Here is a 17,523-nt window from a genome sequence, read left to right on the forward strand (position 1 = left end):
CCGCCCATGTCGGGATTTACCGACACTTTAATTTTGCGGCATAAGCACTGAGTTTATTGCCGGATGGCGGCGTAAACACCTTATCCGGCCTACAAAGAGACAGGCAAAAAAAAAGCCCCTCGCAGGAGGGGCTTAATGGCTATCGGGCTAATTAACCGAGCTGTTTGCGCGCGTTGCGGAAAATACGCATCCACGGGCTGTCTTCGCCCCAGTTTTCCGGGTGCCAGGAGTTAGCCACGGTGCGGAACACACGTTCCGGGTGCGGCATCATAATGGTGACGCGACCATTTTCAGTGGTAACGGCAGTAATACCGTTCGGCGAACCGTTCGGGTTCGCCGGGTAGGTTTCGGTCACCTTACCGAAGTTATCAACGTAGCGCAGCGCCACCAGGCCTTTGCTCTCAAGCTGAGCCAAATGCGCGTCGTCACGCACTTCCACACGGCCTTCACCGTGAGAAACGGCAATCGGCATCATCGAACCAACCATGTCGGAGAGCAGTAAAGACGGGCTTTGCGTCACTTCGACCAGGCTGAAGCGGGCTTCAAAACGATCGGAGTGGTTACGCACAAAGCGCGGCCACAGGTCGCTTCCCGGGATCAGTTCACGCAGGTTAGACATCATCTGACAACCGTTACACACGCCCAGCGCCAGCGTTTGCGGGCGATGGAAGAAGGTTTCAAACTCATCACGGACGCGGTTGTTGAACAGAATCGACTTCGCCCAGCCCTCCCCGGCGCCGAGCACATCACCGTAAGAGAAGCCGCCACAGGCTACCAGCGCCTGGAAATTCCCCAGACCGATACGTCCGCCCAGCAGATCGCTCATGTGCACGTCGATAGCATCGAAGCCCGCACGATGGAAAGCGGCCGCCATCTCGACGTGGGAGTTAACGCCCTGCTCACGCAGTACAGCGACTTTAGGACGTGCGCCGGTGGCGATGTACGGGGCAGCAACATCTTCGTTGATATCGAACGTCAGTTTAACGTTGAGGCCAGGATCGGCGTCGTTGGTTTTAGCGTCGTGTTCCTGATCGGCGCACTCCGGGTTGTCGCGCAGACGCTGCATCTGCCAGGTGGTTTCTGCCCACCACATACGCAGGGTAGTACGGCTTTCGCTGAACACCGGCTGTCCGTTAGCGGAGAGAGTGAAGCGGTCGCCTTCCACGGCTTTGCCGAGGTAGTGTACGCAGTCTGCCAGGCCGTTGGCCGCCAGAATGGCTTCCACCGCGTCACGGTCAGCGGCGCAAACCTGGATCACCGCGCCCAGTTCTTCGTTAAACAGCGCTGCCAGACGATCGTCGCCCAGCGTGCTGATATCAGCCTCAATACCACAGTGCCCGGTGAAAGCCATTTCCGCCAGCGTCACCAGCAAGCCGCCGTCGGAGCGATCGTGGTAAGCCAGCAGCTTGCGCTGTGCGACCAGCGCCTGCATGGCCTCGTAGAAGCCTTTCAACTGCGCCACATCACGTACGTCGGCCGGTTTGTCGCCCAGTTGGCGGTAAACCTGCGCCAGCGCGGTCGCGCCGAGTGCGTTGTGGCTCAGACCAAGGTCAATTAACAGCAGGGCATTATCTTCAGTAGAGAGCTGCGGAGTAATGGTGTGGCGCACGTCTTCCACGCGGGCAAAAGCGGTGATCACCAGTGACAACGGCGAGGTCATTTCGCGCTGTTCGTTGCCTTCCTGCCAGCGGGTCTTCATCGACATGGAGTCTTTACCCACCGGAATGGTCAGGCCAAGCGCCGGACATAATTCTTCCCCGACGGCTTTTACCGCTTCGTATAACCCGGCATCTTCACCCGGGTGACCCGCAGCCGCCATCCAGTTTGCGGAGAGTTTAATGCGTTTGATGTCGCCAATCTGTGTTGCCGCAATGTTAGTCAGCGCTTCACCTACCGCCAGACGGGCAGAAGCTGCGAAGTCCAGCAGAGCGACTGGCGCACGTTCGCCGATAGACATCGCTTCACCATAGTAGCTATCAAGACTGGCGGTGGTCACCGCACAGTTAGCCACCGGGATCTGCCACGGCCCGACCATCTGGTCACGCGCCACCATACCGGTAACGGTACGGTCGCCGATGGTTACGAGGAAGGTTTTTTCCGCGACGGTCGGCAGATGCAGTACGCGGTTCACCGCATCGGCAATCGAGATTTCGCCACGATTCAGGGCATCACCCTTCGCTTTCAGCGTCTGCACGTCGCGGGTCATCTTCGGCGTTTTGCCCAGCAACACGTCCAGCGGCATATCGATCGGCTGGTTGTCGAAGTGGCTGTCGCTCAGGGTCAGATGCTGCTCTTCGGTGGCTTCGCCAATCACCGCGTACGGCGCGCGCTCACGCTTACACAGCTCGTCAAACAACGGCAACTGGTCAGCGGCCACCGCCAGCACGTAGCGCTCCTGGGATTCGTTACACCAGATTTCCAGCGGGCTCATACCCGGCTCGTCGCTGAGGATATCGCGCAACTGGAATTTACCGCCGCGACCGCCATCGCTTACCAGTTCCGGCATGGCGTTGGACAGACCGCCCGCGCCGACGTCGTGAATAAACAGAATCGGGTTGGCATCGCCCATCTGCCAGCAGCGGTCGATAACTTCCTGACAACGGCGTTCCATTTCCGGGTTATCGCGTTGTACGGAGGCGAAGTCGAGATCGGCATCAGACTGACCGGAAGCCATAGAGGATGCAGCGCCACCGCCGAGGCCGATGTTCATCGCCGGACCGCCGAGGACAATCAGCTTCGCGCCGACGACGATCTCGCCTTTCTGCACGTGATCGGCGCGGATGTTGCCGATCCCTCCCGCCAGCATGATCGGCTTGTGGTAGCCGCGCAGCTCTTCACCGTTGTGGCTGTTAACCTTCTCTTCGTAAGTTCGGAAGTAGCCGGTCAGCGCCGGGCGACCAAATTCATTATTAAACGCCGCGCCGCCTAATGGCCCTTCGGTCATGATATCCAGCGCGGTAACGATACGGTCCGGCTTACCAAAGTCTTCTTCCCATGGCTGTTCAAAGCCCGGAATACGCAGGTTGGAAACGGAGAAGCCCACCAGCCCGGCTTTCGGCTTCGCGCCGCGCCCGGTTGCGCCTTCATCACGAATTTCACCGCCGGATCCGGTTGCCGCGCCCGGCCACGGAGAGATGGCGGTCGGGTGGTTGTGAGTTTCTACCTTCATCAGGATATGGGCTGGCTCCTGATGGAAATCGTAGCGACCGGTTTTGTGGTCGGCAAAGTAGCGCCCCACGTCAGAACCTTCCATCACCGCGGCGTTGTCTTTATAGGCGGACAGCACGTGGTCCGGGGTGGTTTCAAAGGTATTTTTGATCATCTTAAACAGCGACTTCGGCTGCTGTTTACCGTCGATAACCCAGTCGGCGTTAAAAATCTTGTGGCGACAGTGCTCAGAGTTGGCCTGCGCGAACATGTACAGTTCGATGTCGTTCGGGTTGCGCCCCAGTTTGCTGAACGCGTCCTGCAGATAGTCGATTTCATCCTCCGCCAATGCCAGGCCGAGACGCACGTTGGCGTCAATCAGCGCCTGACGGCCCTCATCCAGCAGATCGACGCTGGAGACCGGCGCAGGCTGGTGATGCGCAAAGAGTTTTTCGGCATCGTTTAGCGCAGAGAAAACCGTTTCCATCATGCGGTCGTGCAGTACGTCGGCAACCTCCTGCCACTGCTCCGCAGTCAGCGTAGAAGCTTCTACATAGTAAGCAACGCCACGTTCCAGACGGCTAATCTGTTGTAGGCCGCAATTGTGGGCAATATCAGTCGCTTTAGAAGACCACGGGGAGATGGTGCCCGGACGAGGGGTGACCAGCAGCAATTTGCCCTCAGGAGCGTGGCTGTGAAGAGCAGGACCATATTTCAGCAGGCGTGCAAGCTGCGCGTGCTCATCTTTATTCAATGGTGCGTTCAGATCGGCAAAATGGACGTACTCGGCGTAAATATTGTGGACCTGGAGGTTGGCAGCCTGAAAACGTGCCAGCAGTTTGTTAATACGGAATGCAGACAGTGCAGGTGAACCACGCAGAATTTCCATCATAAGTCTCTCGTCTTCTAAGCTTTCGGTGTGCCCAAGTGGGGGAAACGGGCGGTATTATAAAGAATCTACCGCGCCGACGAAACCGTTTGCGTCGAAATAAAATCGCGGCCTCGTCTTATCATCAAATGCGGTCTGTTTTCTGAATAAGTTGCCAACTGACGCAAGTTTAAGCAAAATGCCGCTCATTAATGACGACTTCACTTCTTAAACAACACTACAGCAGGCAGAGACAACGTACGGTTCAGAGAATTAACTAATTGAAAAAATTAAAGATTAATTATCTGTTCATCGGCATATTAACGCTGTTGTTGGCAGCGGCCCTCTGGCCATCTATTCCCTGGTTCGGTAAAGCCGAAAATCGTATCGCCGCCATTCAGTCGCGGGGAGAACTGCGCGTCAGTACCATTGACTCGCCATTAACTTATGCGACCCTCAACGGCAAAAAATTCGGTCTGGATTATGAACTGGCCCAGGCGTTCGCCAACTATTTAGGCGTGAAATTAAAAATCACCGTGCGCCAGAACATCAGCCAGCTGTTTGACGACCTGGATAACGGGGATGCCGATCTGTTAGCCGCAGGTCTGGTGTATAACAGCGAGCGGGTGAAAAATTACCAGCCCGGCCCGACCTATTACTCGGTGTCACAACAGCTGGTGTATCGGGTTGGGCAATATCGCCCCCGAACCCTGGCTAGCGTGAATGAAAATCAGCTGACTATCGCCCCGGGGCATGTGGTGGTTAACGATCTCCAGCAGCTAAAAGAGAAAAAATTTCCCGACCTGAGCTGGAGAGTGGATGACAAAAAGGGCACCACTGAACTACTTGATGATGTCATCGCCGGTAAGCTGGATTACACCATTGCCGATTCCGTCGCCATCAGCCTGTACCAACGCGTACACCCTGAGCTGGCCGTCGCGCTGGACGTCTCCGACGAACAGCCGGTGACCTGGTTTAGTCGTCTGGACGATGACAATACGCTGGCCGCTGCCCTGTTGGATTTCTTTAATTCCATGAACGAAGAGGGTTCCCTGGCAAGACTGGAAGAGAAATATCTTGGGCATGGCGATGATTTTGACTATGTCGACACCCGTACCTTTTTGCGCGCCGTAGACAGCGTGTTGCCAGACCTCAAGCCGCTGTTTGAGAAGTATGCGCAGGAAATAGACTGGCGACTGCTTGCCGCGATCTCTTATCAGGAGTCGCACTGGGACGCGCAGGCCACTTCTCCGACCGGCGTACGCGGACTGATGATGTTGACCAAAAATACCGCCCAGAGTCTCGGGCTGACTGACCGTACCGATGCCGAACAGAGCATCAGCGGCGGCGCGCGTTATTTGCAGGATATGATGAGTAAAGTGCCGGATACCGTCCCGGAAGGGGAACGGATCTGGTTTGCGCTTGCCGCCTACAATATGGGTTATGCACATATGCTGGACGCGCGGGCGCTGACGGTCAAAACCAAAGGCAATCCGAATAGCTGGTCCGATGTAAAACAGCGGCTACCGCTGCTCAGCCAAAAGCCGTATTACAACAAGCTGACCTATGGCTATGCGCGTGGTCATGAAGCCTACGCCTATGTGGAAAATATCCGTAAATACCAGATAAGCCTGGTGGGATATCTGCAAGAAAAAGAAAAGCAGGCGCAGGAAACGCAGCAACTGGCGCAGGATTACCCGGCGGTGTCGCCCGCGGAGTTATTAGGTAAAGAGAAATTCCCGCTTTCCGCGTTTCTGTCTCAGACGTCGTCAAACTACCTGACGCACTCCCCTTCCCTGCTGTTTTCAGCGCAAAAGAAAGAGGAAAAGTAGTCTTATCGGCCTGATAAACATCAGGCAATCAGACCGGCATTTACGCATTGGCGGATTTTTTCAGGGCTTTAATTTCCTGACGACGCATACGAAAGAAATCGCTGAGCAGCGTGGCGCATTCATCCCGCAGGACTCCCTCTGTCACTTCAACCCGATGATTCATTCCAGGGTGATGTAGCACGTCAATTAATGAACCCGCCGCCCCCGTTTTCGCATCGCGCGCGCCAAAAACCACCCGGCCGATACGGCTGTGCACCATCGCGCCGGCGCACATCACGCACGGCTCCAGAGTGACGTACAACGTGGCATCCAACAGACGGTAATTTTGCAGCACCAGGCCGCCCTGACGCAGCGCCATAATTTCAGCGTGGGCCGTGGGATCATGGTGACCAATCGGCCGGTTCCAGCCTTCGCCAATGACGCGGTTATTATGCACTAATACTGCGCCCACCGGGACTTCACGCTCATCCCAGGCGCGCTTTGCCAGCGTTAAAGCATGACGCATCCAGTATTCGTGGCTAAATTCAACTTCAGACAAAGGGGGTAACTCCAGTAATCAAAGCGGGCGCATTATACACAGACGCTATCGTTTACTCTATTCGAGTTGTTGCAGTTCCCCACGCGGTGTGACGCGCCAGCGATGCTGGCAAAAAGAGAGCAGCGGGTTGTCCTGCTTACTGTCGCTATAACCACTATAAAGTTGCAGCGGCGCGCCAATCTGGCGTTCCAGCTGTGTCACTTTCTCATGCCCCAGACAACGCAGAGGCAACACCCAGCCACCGTATCCTCGCGCCATTTTACTGGCGATCAGATTGACGCGCGGTAGCCACGGGGTATCAAAGTAAACCTGCTCCACCAGCGACTGTGGGGAGCCGGTGATAAGCCAGATGTCGGCGTCAGAACTTAACAGATAAGTGGTCAGCCGCTGCTGTACAAGCGGAAACGCCGTCACGTTATCGCGAAACCAACGTACAAAATCGGCCTGGTGCGCTTTCAGACGCGCCTCGCTACGACCAAAAGTGCATCCCCACAACAGCAGGCTCATTGGCCAGCGGGCCGCGCGTCCTTTTATCAACAACGCCAGCGCAATCACCGGTAACAGAGGCAGCACAAGCAACACGTTCAGCGGCTGACGACGCAGCAGATAACGTATAAAACTCCCGAACATATCCTGCTGATGTAACGTGCCATCCAAATCAAAAAAGACAACGCGGCGCTGGTGATTGGTCAAACTTTATTCCTCTGGATCGTTGAACCCCAATAGCCAGGTAAACAGAAACCCGGCAATAACTGCTACCAGATAGCCTAACAGATAGAACATCACTTTTCCGGCAACAATCGTTAATGCCAGCGGTAATCCTGAGATACCAAAGGTGATAACCGTCGCCACTTTCCAGTAGCTTATCAGCGCCCCGCCTACCGCTCCGCCAAGACAGGCACCGATAAACGGCTTACCCAACGGCAGCGTAACACCAAAAATCAGCGGTTCGCCAATCCCCAACAATCCAACCGGCAACGCCCCTTTGATCACCTTTTTTAGTCGTGCGTTGCGGGTTTTCATCAGCACCGCAATCGCAGCACCGATTTGCCCAACACCCGCCATTGCAAGGATTGGGAAGAGCGCGTTATAACCATGCGCCTGCACCAGTTCGACGTGGATAGGCACTAACCCCTGATGAAGTCCGGTGAGCACCAGCGGCAGGAAGGTTCCCGCCAGTATAGCGCCGACCAGAAAACCGCCGCGATCGATAGCCCAGGATGCGCCGTGAGCGATAGATTCGGAAATCCAACCGCCCAACGGTTGCAGCGCCACTATCGCAATAGCCCCGGTAATAATGGTGGTCAGCAGTGGGTTAAGGATCAGTTCCAGTGATTCCGGCAGCAGTTCGCGGAATTTGCGTTCGATCCAGCACATCAACGCTACCACCAACAGCACGGCGATTACCCCGCCGCGCCCCGGCTGCAGCGTTTCGCCAAACAGGGTAATTTGCGCCAGTTGCGGACTGGAGAGGATCCCCGCCATCACTCCGCCCATCGCCAGAGAACCGCCAAAGACTTTAGCGGTATTCACCCCGACCAGAATATTCATAATGGCAAACACGGCGCTGCCAAATATGCCCATCAGTCCAAGTAAATTCGGATAGTGGGTCGCAAAATCCCCGACGATATCCGGTCGCTTAAGGATGTTAATAATGCCGGTAATTAAACCGGAGGCGATAAACGCCGGAATAAGAGGGATAAAGACGTTCGCCAGCTTACGCAGCGCATCGCTCATCGGCGCTTTGTATTTCGCTTTAGCCGCTGACTTCGCGAGCTCGATATCATGCGCATCGGTGCGCTCGCCGCCAACGGCAATCAGGGCGCGCATAGCATCCACCACCCTGGCGGCTTTACCGGGACCGACGATGATCTGGTGCTGCGCGCCCTGCTTCACGTAGCCGCTGACGCCGGACAGTTGCTTGAGTCGGGATACATCGAGCTGAGCCTCATCCCGGACTTCCACCCTGACACGGGTCATACAGTTTTCCAGGCGCAGAATATTTTTCTCTCCGCCAACGCCCAGCAGAATGTCGCTGGCCAGCACCGCCGTCTTATCCATATACACCTCTTAGTGTTCTAACGCCGCGCGTAAAAAACCCTGGTGAGCGGCAAGCTTTTCGCGGGCGGCAGCGGCGTCCAGGCCGGTGAGCGCCATTAAAATGGCGGGTTTAACCTCAAAGTCAGTCTGCTTTAACAGCGCTTGCGCCTGCTCTCGCGCAATGCCAGTGGCCTCAACCACCATGCGACACGCCCGATCGACCAGTTTGACGTTGGTTGCCTGCATATCCACCATCAGGTTCTGATACACCTTGCCAAACTTCACCATCGCACCGGTGGAGATCATATTGAGCACCAGTTTTTGCGCAGTGCCGGATTTCAGTCGTGTTGACCCCGTCAGGGCCTCCGGCCCTACCACAGGGGAGATGGCAATATCCGCTTCATGAGCAATAGGAGAGTCCGGATTGCAGGAAATCGCCACCGTCGTACAGCCTACCGTCCGGGCATATTTCAGCCCACCAATCACATACGGCGTACGACCTGACGCCGCCAGACCAACCACCAGATCCTCTGGGGTAAGGTTGAGCGTACGCAGATCGTCTTCACCTAACTGCGGGTTATCTTCCGCGCCTTCAACCGCCTTCAGCAACGCGCCCGGTCCTCCGGCTATCAGGCCAACCACCAGACCGTGCGGTACGCCGAAAGTCGGTGGGCATTCAGAGGCATCCAGCACGCCAAGACGCCCGCTGGTACCCGCGCCCATGTATATAATGCGTCCGCCCGCTTTAAGCGCATCCGCCGCCGCATCGACCGCTCGCGCAACTTCAGGAAGAGTGGCTTTTACTGCTTGTGCTACCAGCGTATCCTGTTGATTAAAACGATGAACCAACTCCAGCGTGGAGAGCGCATCAAGATCCATGGTCTGAGGGTTACGGGTTTCTGAAACTAATGCACCGAGATTCATTTTTTGGTCCTTAGGAATTTTTAATTCATAATAATCTGTCATAATGGAATATTATATTCATCCAGGCGAGGGAAATTTTGTTTTGTAATCGCCATCACGTTTTCGCCAGGAGACAGCATGAACTGTTTAATTCGCATTCGTCAGCGTTACCCGGATCTCGCGCAAAGCGATAAAAAACTTGCGGATTATCTCCTTGCTCAACCAGATACCGCGCGTCATCTCAGCTCACAGCAGTTGGCCTTCGAAGCGGGCGTCAGCCAGTCCAGCGTGGTGAAGTTCGCGCAAAAATTGGGTTTTAAAGGATTTCCGGCACTGAAACTGGCGATTAGCGAAGCGCTGGCCAGTAATCCCAACCCCCATTCTGTTCCGGTGCATAACCAGATTCGGGGTGATGACCCGATGCGTCTGGTGGGCGAAAAGCTGATTCAGGAGAACGTGGCGGCGATGCATGCGACGCTGGATATTAACAGCGAAGAAAAACTGTTGGAGAGCGTCACGATGTTGCGCTCTGCCCGACGTATTATTCTGACCGGTATTGGCGCATCGGGTCTGGTCGCGCAGAACTTTGCCTGGAAGCTGTTGAAGATTGGTTTTAACGCGGTAGTCGAACGTGATATGCACGCCCTGCTGGCGACGGTGCAGGCGCTTTCACCAGGCGATTTGTTGCTGGCTATTTCGTACACCGGTGAGCGCCGCGAACTTAATCTGGCGGCAGATGAAACGCTGCGTACCGGGGCCAAAATTCTCGCCATCACCGGATTTACGCCCAATGCCCTGCAGCAACGTGCAAGTCATTGTCTGTATACGATTGCCGAGGAACAGGCTACGCGCAGCGCCGCGATCTCCTCCACCCACGCGCAAATGATGCTCACCGATTTACTGTTTATGGCGCTGGTGCAGCAGGATCTGGAGCATGCCCCGGAACGCATTCGTCACAGCGAAGCGCTGGTAAAAAAACTGGTCTGAGCAAAGAATGCGCGTATAATGCCCGCCCGATTTGTGATGTTTTGAGAGTTTCCTGATGGCCCTGTTAATCACTAAAAAGTGTATCAATTGCGATATGTGCGAACCTGAATGCCCGAATGAGGCGATTTCGATGGGTGACAGCATTTACGAGATTAACAGCGACAAATGTACGGAATGCGTAGGCCATTACGACACGCCAACCTGCCAGAAGGTGTGCCCGATCCCCAATACTATTTTGAAAGATCCGGCACATTTAGAGAGTGAAGAGCAGTTGTGGGATAAATTCGTCCAGATGCATCACGCGGACAAAATCTAACTTTCAATAATCACCGTGGCGCAGGCGTAGTGACGCTCATCGGCCAGCGTCACATGCATATGGGCGACGCCGAGTTTTTCCGCCAGGTTTAACGCCTCTCCCCATAACCGCAGACGCGGCTTACCGAGCTCGTCGTTGAAAACCTCAAACTGGTTGAACGCCAGGCCGTTGCGGATACCCGTACCAAAGGCTTTTGCTGCCGCTTCTTTAACCGCAAAACGCTTCGCCAGAAAACGCACCGGCTGCTGATGCGTCTCCCAGATTGCCCATTCGTTGTCGCTGAGCACGCGTCTTGCCAGACGGTCACCGGAGCGGGAGATCACCGCTTCAATGCGGGCAATCTCCACGATATCCGTACCTAATCCCAAAATCGCCATTAGCCACGCGCTTCCAGCATCAGGCGTTTCATTTCTACTACCGCGTCTTTCAGACCGCTCATCACTGCGCGTCCGATAATGGCATGACCGATGTTCAGTTCGTGCATTTCAGGGATCCGCGCGATGGCTTTAACGTTGTGGTACGTCAGGCCGTGACCCGCATTCACCTTCAGGCCAAGGCTTGCGGCAAAGGTCGCCGCTTTGGCGATACGCGCCAGTTCGCTGGCCTGTTCCGCGTCAGTTTTCGCATCAGCGTAACAGCCGGTGTGAATTTCAATAAACGGCGCGCCAACTTCAGCAGCGGCTTTAATCTGTTCTTCGTCGGCATCAATGAACAGTGAAACCAGAATGCCAGCATCCGCCAGGCGTTTACAGGCGTCGCGCATTTTGTCGCGTTGACCGGCGACGTCCAGACCACCTTCGGTGGTAACTTCCTGGCGTTTTTCCGGCACCAGGCAGCAAAAATGCGGCTTCGTCTCAACGGCAATGGCCAGCATCTCTTCGGTTACCGCCATTTCCAGATTCATACGGGTATCCAGCGTCTGGCGCAGAATACGCACGTCTCTGTCGGTAATATGGCGACGGTCTTCACGCAGATGTACGGTAATGCCGTCTGCGCCCGCCTGTTCAACGATAAACGCCGCCTGAACCGGGTCCGGGTATGCGGTGCCGCGTGCATTACGTAAAGTGGCAATGTGGTCAATGTTGACGCCTAACAGTAATTCAGCCATGACAATCCTCGTTAATCATTTTTAATTTTTACTGCGCGTTTTGGCATAAATTGCCGGAACAGTTCCCGGCTTTTTAACGGCTTACCACCAAGATACGGCTTTAACGCCATGCGGGTAAAGCGTTTCGCAGCGCGAAGCGTATCAGCATCCGGAAATTCACGCGACTCAAGCGCTTTCAGATGGCGTCCGGTAAAGGTGGCGTTATCAATCACTACACTTGCGATAAATCCTTTCTCTTCCCGATAGCGATAGGTCATGGTGTCATCTACCGGCTCACCGCTACCCGCGCAGTGGGTAAAATCCACGCCATAACCCAGATGACCGAGTAAAGCCAGTTCAAAGCGACGCAAGGCAGGCTCTGGCGAACCCGTCGCGCCTGCCAGCGCCTGAATACAGTTCAGGTAGTCGAAAAAGAGTTCAGAAAAGCGGGTCTCGTATTCAAGCACGCGTGAGATAAGCTCGTTGATATACAGACCGCTGTACAACGTAATACCGCTTAGAGGGAGTGCCAGAGAGACGGCTTCGGCGCTACGCAAGGTTTTGACCTCACCACGTCCACCAAAGCGAAGCAGTAACGGCGTAAAAGGCTGGAGGGCGCCTTTAAGATTGGAACGTTTGGAACGCGCGCCTTTGGCTACAAGGCGCACGCGGCCCGATTCTTCCGTGAAGACGTCCAGTACGAGGCTGGTTTCGCTCCACGGGCGGCTGTGCAGGACAAAAGCGCGTTGCCATCCTTCCATCATAATACTCGTCGTCTTTCAAGTTGCAGGTGCGTTAGCTGCGCCCGTTCACCCCAGTCACTTACGAGAGTAAGCTCCCGGGGATTCACGGACTTGCCGCCTTCCTGCACCTCGAAAGCCATAGAGTATTAAAACTACTGGTCGTCGCCGTAACCGAGGCTGCGCAGCGCGCGTTCGTCATCGGCCCAGCCGGATTTCACTTTCACCCACAGTTCAAGGTGAACAGGCGCTTCGAACATTTCCTGCATGTCTTTACGCGCTTCAATACCGATGGTTTTAATTTTGGCCCCTTTGTTGCCAATCACCATCTTCTTCTGCCCTTCACGTTCGACAAGGATCAGACCGTTGATATCGTAGCCGCCGCGCTCGTTAGAGATAAAACGCTCAATCTCAACGGTGACGGAGTACGGCAGTTCAGCGCCCAGAAAACGCATCAGCTTCTCACGGATGATTTCAGAGGCCATAAAGCGCTGAGAACGATCGGTGATGTAATCTTCCGGGAAGTGATGAATTGCTTCCGGCAGATGCTTACGTACGATACCCGCAATGGTATCAACATTCAGACCGGTCTCGGCAGAGATCGGCACGATGTCGAGAAAGTTCATCTGGCTGGCCAGGAACTGCAGGTGCGGCAGCAGATCGGCTTTTTCCTGAACGTTATCGACTTTGTTCACCGCCAGAATTACCGGGGCTTTACCATCACGCAGCTTGTTGAGCACCATTTCGTCGTCCGGCGTCCAGCGAGTGCCTTCCACAACGAAAATCACCAGCTCAACATCACCAATCGAGCTGCTCGCCGCCTTGTTCATCAAGCGGTTAATGGCACGTTTTTCTTCCATATGCAGGCCCGGGGTATCAACATAAATCGCCTGATACGCGCCTTCGGTATGGATGCCAACAATACGGTGACGAGTTGTCTGAGCCTTACGAGAGGTAATAGAAATCTTCTGCCCAAGCAGATTATTCAACAAGGTGGATTTGCCAACGTTCGGGCGGCCGACGATGGCAATAAATCCGCAGTAAGTTTTATCGATGCTCATTCCAGCTCCAGTTTTTTCAACGCCTGTTCGGCGGCAGCCTGCTCAGCCTTACGACGGCTCGAACCTGTGCCAACCACCGGTTCACTCAGGCCGCTGACCTGGCAGTGGATAGTAAATTCTTGATCGTGAGCTTCACCACGGACCTGCACCACCAGGTAGGACGGCAGCGGCAGGTGGCGACCCTGCAAATATTCCTGCAGGCGCGTTTTCGGATCTTTTTGTTTGTCGCCTGGGCTAATTTCATCCAGACGGGTTTGATACCAATTCAGGATCAGTTGTTCAACGGTTTGAATATCGCTGTCGAGGAAGACGCCGCCGATCAAAGCTTCAACGGTGTCCGCCAGGATCGATTCACGACGGAAACCGCCGCTTTTCAGCTCGCCTGGCCCCAAACGTAAACATTCACCGAGGTCAAACTCACGGGCTAATTCTGCCAGCGTATTACCGCGAACCAGCGTCGCGCGCATGCGGCTCATATCACCTTCATCCACACGCGGGAAACGGTGATATAACGCATTAGCGATGACAAAGCTCAAAATAGAGTCGCCTAAAAATTCTAAACGCTCGTTATGTTTGCTGCTGGCGCTACGGTGAGTTAATGCCTGCTGCAACAGCTCCTGATGATTAAAAGTGTAGCCCAGCTTCCGTTGAAGCCGATTAATTACGATGGGGTTCATGCGATACCAATAAATGAATGCGTCAACAATTCAGCACACGAAACAGACCTGATATACGCCATTCACTTAGCCATCTGGCATCGTCTGAATGCTTTTGTATACAAACCAACGCTGTTTCGTGTGCCGTGGCAACCTGTCGGTGCCAACCTAAAACTTCGGGGGAATATTCTATACACAACGACAAGGGATGTCGTTAGTCTGCGGGAATTTATCCGAGAAATAATTCACGTTGTCGCCATAATGACGACAACGTGAACGATTATTAGCAATTAATGAATACCACCAATACGGCTTAAACGCACGCCGGTCGGCCATTCACCCTCTTGCTTGTCGAAACTCATCCAGATTGCAGTCGCTTTACCCACCAGATTCGCTTCCGGCACAAATCCCCAGTAACGGCTGTCCGCGCTATTGTCACGGTTATCACCCATCATGAAGTAGTGTCCCGGTGGGACGATCCAGGTCGCTAGCTGCTGGCCAGGCTGACGGTAGTACATCCCTACCTGATCCTGCGCGATTGGCACGGTCAGAATGCGGTGCGTTACCTCACCGAGCGTTTCTTTACGTTCGGTGAGGCGAATACCGTTCTCTTTCGTTTCGTTCAACGGAACTTCAAAGAAACCGCTGGTCGCTTCCCCGCCGTTGCGACGAGCAAAGGTCTGCACAAAATCACTTGGCTGAACATCAGAGTAGGTTACCGGCAGCGCATTTTCACACGCCTGACCGGAGCTGCAACCAGGCTGAATAGTCACCTCTTTCGCCACCGGATCGTACGTCACTTTGTCTCCCGGTAAACCGACAGCGCGTTTGATGTAGTCCAGGCGCGGATCTTCCGGGTATTTAAACACCACGATATCACCGCGTTTCGGATGGCCGGTTTCGATCAACGTTTTCTGGTAAATCGGATCTTTAATCCCGTAGGCGAATTTCTCCACCAGAATAAAGTCGCCAATCAACAGCGTCGGCATCATCGAACCTGACGGGATCTGGAACGGTTCATAAATAAACGAACGCACCACCAGCACGATAGCTAATACCGGGAAAACGGATGCGCCAGTTTCCAGCCAGCCCGGCTTAGGGGCCACTTTTTTCAGCGTTGCTTTATCCAGTGAATCACCTGCAGCAGCTTGCGCTGCTGCCTGACGCTCCCGGCGTTTTGGCGCGAAAATGAATTTATCTACGCACCATAAAATGCCCGTCACTAGTGTGGCAATCACCAGAATCAGGGCAAACATGTTCGCCATGCCAACTCCTTAAGATTATTTGCTGTCTTTACCGACATGCAGAATGGCGAGGAACGCTTCCTGCGGCAGTTCGACGTTACCGATCTGCTTCATGCGCTTTTTACCCTCTTTCTGTTTTTGCAGCAGCTTTTTCTTACGGCTGATATCGCCACCGTAGCATTTCGCCAGAACGTTTTTACGCAGTTGCTTCACCGTTGAACGCGCGATGATGTGCGTGCCGATAGCCGCCTGGATCGCGATATCAAACTGCTGGCGCGGGATCAGATCTTTCATCTTCTCGACCAGCTCACGGCCACGGCTCTGGGAGTTGTCGCGGTGAGTGATCAGCGCCAGCGCATCGACACGTTCGTTGTTGATGAGGACATCAACACGCACCATGTCAGACGCCTGGAAGCGTTTGAAGTTATAGTCCAGCGACGCATAGCCGCGGGAGGTCGACTTCAGGCGGTCGAAGAAGTCGAGTACCACTTCCGCCATCGGAATTTCATAGGTCAGCGCGACCTGGTTACCGTGATAAACCATGTTGGTCTGTACGCCACGTTTCTCGATACACAGCGTGATGACGTTACCAAGGTAAGCCTGCGGCAGCAGCATGTGACACTCGGCGATCGGCTCGCGCAGTTCGTAGATGTTGTTCAGCGGCGGCAGCTTGGACGGGCTATCGACGTAGATTGTCTCCTTCGCTGTGGTTTCCACTTCGTAAACTACGGTCGGCGCGGTAGTGATCAGATCCAGATCATATTCACGTTCCAGACGTTCCTGAATGATCTCCATGTGCAACAGGCCAAGGAAGCCACAGCGGAAGCCAAAGCCCAGCGCGGTTGAGCTTTCCGGCTCATAGAACAAGGAAGCGTCGTTCAGGCTCAGCTTGCCGAGCGCATCACGGAAGTTTTCGTAATCGTCAGAGCTGACCGGGAACAGACCGGCATAAACCTGCGGTTTCACCTTCTTGAAACCTGGCAGCGCTTTCTCTGCCGGATTACGCGCAGACGTTAAGGTATCACCCACCGGGGCGCCAAGGATGTCTTTAATCGCACAAACCAACCAACCTACCTCGCCGCATTTCAGCTCGGTACGGTCAACCTGTTTTGGCGTAAAGATGCCCAGACGGTCGGCGTTATAAACCTGACCGGTGCTCATCACTTTAATCTTGTCGCCTTTACGCATGGTGCCGTTTTTAATACGCACCAGCGAAACCACGCCCAGGTAGTTATCGAACCAGGAGTCGATGATCAGCGCCTGCAATGGGCCTTCCGGATCGCCTTCCGGCGGCGGAATGTCGCGCACCAGACGTTCCAGCACGTCGGTCACGCCCACGCCGGTTTTCGCCGAGCAGCGTACTGCGTCGGTGGCGTCGATGCCGACGATATCTTCAATTTCTTCCGCTACACGCTCAGGGTCAGCGGCTGGCAGGTCAATTTTGTTCAGTACCGGCACCACTTCCAGATCCATTTCCATGGCGGTGTAGCAGTTGGCCAGCGTTTGCGCTTCTACACCCTGCCCGGCGTCAACCACCAGCAGTGCGCCTTCACAGGCGGCAAGCGAGCGGGAAACTTCATATGAGAAGTCGACGTGGCCCGGTGTGTCGATAAAGTTAAGCTGATAGGTTTCACCATCAGATGCTTTGAAATCGAGCGTCACGCTCTGCGCTTTGATAGTAATACCGCGCTCACGCTCAAGATCCATCGAGTCGAGAACCTGCGCTTCCATTTCACGGTCAGACAGGCCACCGCAGATCTGGATAATACGGTCAGACAGCGTCGATTTACCGTGGTCGATGTGAGCTATGATTGAAAAGTTACGTATGTTCTTCATATAGAGTAATTATTGTGCCTTACGCCCGCCTGAGCAGGCTCTGAGAAGTCGCTGATCTGAGCTTAACGTCTGTTTAAGTGAAACGCCGCATTCTACACTACAACGCTGAGGCGAGGAAACGTTCATAGAGCAAGGATAGCGGGAACTGGAAACAACCTTACAAAGTCGGTGAAACTTTTGCCGGATGGCAGCATAAACGCCTTATCCGGCCTACGCCTGCATCTGAAAACACGGTAGGCCTGATAAGCGCAGCGCCATCAGGCAAAGA

General features: G+C 54.6%; 15 protein-coding genes. 3 read left to right on the forward strand and 12 right to left on the reverse strand.

Translation table 11 applies throughout. The annotated features are described in order from the left end of the window. Window positions 1-151 precede the first annotated feature (151 nt). On the reverse strand, window positions 152-4,039 hold the full coding sequence (gene purL, locus FOB24_RS18835; RefSeq protein WP_150345317.1) for a phosphoribosylformylglycinamidine synthase: 3,888 nt from the start codon (window positions 4,037-4,039) through the stop codon (window positions 152-154). Window positions 4,040-4,296: 257 nt separating this feature from the next. Between purL and mltF the strand changes: the two genes are divergently transcribed. Beyond that, window positions 4,297-5,847, forward strand: a complete 1,551-nt coding sequence (gene mltF, locus FOB24_RS18845; RefSeq protein WP_150345318.1) for a membrane-bound lytic murein transglycosylase MltF — start codon at window positions 4,297-4,299, stop codon at window positions 5,845-5,847. Between the two features lie 40 nt (window positions 5,848-5,887). Here mltF and tadA read toward each other — a convergent pair whose 3' ends face one another. The 4 genes from tadA to murQ are packed head-to-tail and all read right to left on the reverse strand — an operon-like array spanning window position 5,888 to window position 9,349. Then, a complete protein-coding gene (gene tadA / locus FOB24_RS18850) occupies window positions 5,888-6,385 on the reverse strand; it encodes a tRNA adenosine(34) deaminase TadA (RefSeq protein WP_038642688.1) in 498 nt (165 codons plus the stop codon). Between the two features lie 57 nt (window positions 6,386-6,442). Then, entirely contained in the window at window positions 6,443-7,078 is a 636-nt protein-coding gene (yfhb, locus tag FOB24_RS18855; RefSeq protein ID WP_038642689.1) for a phosphatidylglycerophosphatase C, read from the reverse strand. A gap of 3 nt (window positions 7,079-7,081) precedes the next feature. Continuing rightward, on the reverse strand, window positions 7,082-8,446 hold the full coding sequence (locus FOB24_RS18860) for a PTS transporter subunit EIIC (RefSeq protein ID WP_150345319.1): 1,365 nt from the start codon (window positions 8,444-8,446) through the stop codon (window positions 7,082-7,084). A 9-nt stretch (window positions 8,447-8,455) separates the two neighbouring features. Further along, window positions 8,456-9,349, reverse strand: a complete 894-nt coding sequence (gene murQ, locus FOB24_RS18865) for an N-acetylmuramic acid 6-phosphate etherase (protein WP_085049329.1) — start codon at window positions 9,347-9,349, stop codon at window positions 8,456-8,458. Window positions 9,350-9,466: 117 nt separating this feature from the next. Here murQ and FOB24_RS18870 point away from each other — a divergent pair, with 117 nt between their 5' ends. Together FOB24_RS18870 and FOB24_RS18875 are read left to right on the forward strand one after the other, a co-directional pair. Beyond that, window positions 9,467-10,315 (forward strand): MurR/RpiR family transcriptional regulator, encoded by an 849-nt coding sequence (locus tag FOB24_RS18870; RefSeq protein WP_085049300.1) that lies wholly within the window; start codon window positions 9,467-9,469, stop codon window positions 10,313-10,315. A 55-nt stretch (window positions 10,316-10,370) separates the two neighbouring features. Further along, entirely contained in the window at window positions 10,371-10,631 is a 261-nt protein-coding gene (locus FOB24_RS18875; RefSeq protein ID WP_038642696.1) for a YfhL family 4Fe-4S dicluster ferredoxin, read from the forward strand. Here FOB24_RS18875 and acpS read toward each other — a convergent pair. The 7 genes from acpS to lepA form a co-directional block, all read right to left on the reverse strand. Beyond that, window positions 10,628-11,008 (reverse strand): holo-ACP synthase, encoded by a 381-nt coding sequence (gene acpS, locus FOB24_RS18880; protein WP_038642698.1) that lies wholly within the window; start codon window positions 11,006-11,008, stop codon window positions 10,628-10,630. The two genes, FOB24_RS18875 and acpS, sit on opposite strands and share 4 nt — an antisense overlap. Then, complete coding sequence (pdxJ, locus tag FOB24_RS18885) at window positions 11,008-11,739, reverse strand: pyridoxine 5'-phosphate synthase (protein WP_003838383.1); 732 nt, start codon at window positions 11,737-11,739, stop codon at window positions 11,008-11,010. The genes acpS and pdxJ overlap by 1 nt, the downstream gene beginning before the upstream one ends. Before the next feature lie 11 nt (window positions 11,740-11,750). Then, window positions 11,751-12,479 (reverse strand): DNA repair protein RecO, encoded by a 729-nt coding sequence (gene recO / locus FOB24_RS18890; protein WP_038642700.1) that lies wholly within the window; start codon window positions 12,477-12,479, stop codon window positions 11,751-11,753. Window positions 12,480-12,613: 134 nt separating this feature from the next. Further along, complete coding sequence (era, locus tag FOB24_RS18895) at window positions 12,614-13,519, reverse strand: GTPase Era (RefSeq protein WP_110497136.1); 906 nt, start codon at window positions 13,517-13,519, stop codon at window positions 12,614-12,616. Beyond that, window positions 13,516-14,196 carry a ribonuclease III gene (gene rnc / locus FOB24_RS18900; protein WP_003037579.1) on the reverse strand — a complete coding sequence of 227 codons (681 nt, stop codon included), beginning with the start codon at window positions 14,194-14,196 and terminating at the stop codon, window positions 13,516-13,518. The genes era and rnc overlap by 4 nt, the downstream gene beginning before the upstream one ends. Before the next feature lie 269 nt (window positions 14,197-14,465). Further along, the gene (lepB, locus tag FOB24_RS18905; protein WP_038642704.1) at window positions 14,466-15,440 is read right to left on the reverse strand and encodes a signal peptidase I; all 975 of its coding nucleotides are present in this window, start codon (window positions 15,438-15,440) and stop codon (window positions 14,466-14,468) included. 15 nt (window positions 15,441-15,455) lie between these two features. Next, window positions 15,456-17,255 carry a translation elongation factor 4 gene (gene lepA / locus FOB24_RS18910; RefSeq protein ID WP_038642706.1) on the reverse strand — a complete coding sequence of 600 codons (1,800 nt, stop codon included), beginning with the start codon at window positions 17,253-17,255 and terminating at the stop codon, window positions 15,456-15,458. Between the last annotated feature and the right edge of the window lie 268 nt (window positions 17,256-17,523).

Origin of the sequence: Citrobacter werkmanii (assembly GCF_008693645.1) — a bacterium.
GTDB classification, from domain to species: Bacteria; Pseudomonadota; Gammaproteobacteria; order Enterobacterales; family Enterobacteriaceae; genus Citrobacter; species Citrobacter werkmanii.

Excerpts from the sequence above, each read along its gene's own strand:
- FOB24_RS18870 (WP_085049300.1), top strand. The coding sequence starts at position 9,467 with ATGAACTGTTTAATTCGCATTCGTCAGCGTTACCCGGATCTCGCGCAA.
- recO (WP_038642700.1), bottom strand. The coding sequence starts at position 12,479 with ATGGAAGGATGGCAACGCGCTTTTGTCCTGCACAGCCGCCCGTGGAGC.
- lepB (WP_038642704.1), bottom strand. The coding sequence starts at position 15,440 with ATGGCGAACATGTTTGCCCTGATTCTGGTGATTGCCACACTAGTGACG.
- rnc (WP_003037579.1), bottom strand. The coding sequence starts at position 14,196 with ATGAACCCCATCGTAATTAATCGGCTTCAACGGAAGCTGGGCTACACT.
- murQ (WP_085049329.1), bottom strand. The coding sequence starts at position 9,349 with ATGAATCTCGGTGCATTAGTTTCAGAAACCCGTAACCCTCAGACCATG.
- era (WP_110497136.1), bottom strand. The coding sequence starts at position 13,519 with ATGAGCATCGATAAAACTTACTGCGGATTTATTGCCATCGTCGGCCGC.
- FOB24_RS18875 (WP_038642696.1), top strand. The coding sequence starts at position 10,371 with ATGGCCCTGTTAATCACTAAAAAGTGTATCAATTGCGATATGTGCGAA.
- pdxJ (WP_003838383.1), bottom strand. The coding sequence starts at position 11,739 with ATGGCTGAATTACTGTTAGGCGTCAACATTGACCACATTGCCACTTTA.
- purL (WP_150345317.1), bottom strand. The coding sequence starts at position 4,039 with ATGATGGAAATTCTGCGTGGTTCACCTGCACTGTCTGCATTCCGTATT.
- FOB24_RS18860 (WP_150345319.1), bottom strand. The coding sequence starts at position 8,446 with ATGGATAAGACGGCGGTGCTGGCCAGCGACATTCTGCTGGGCGTTGGC.
- lepA (WP_038642706.1), bottom strand. The coding sequence starts at position 17,255 with ATGAAGAACATACGTAACTTTTCAATCATAGCTCACATCGACCACGGT.
- acpS (WP_038642698.1), bottom strand. The coding sequence starts at position 11,008 with ATGGCGATTTTGGGATTAGGTACGGATATCGTGGAGATTGCCCGCATT.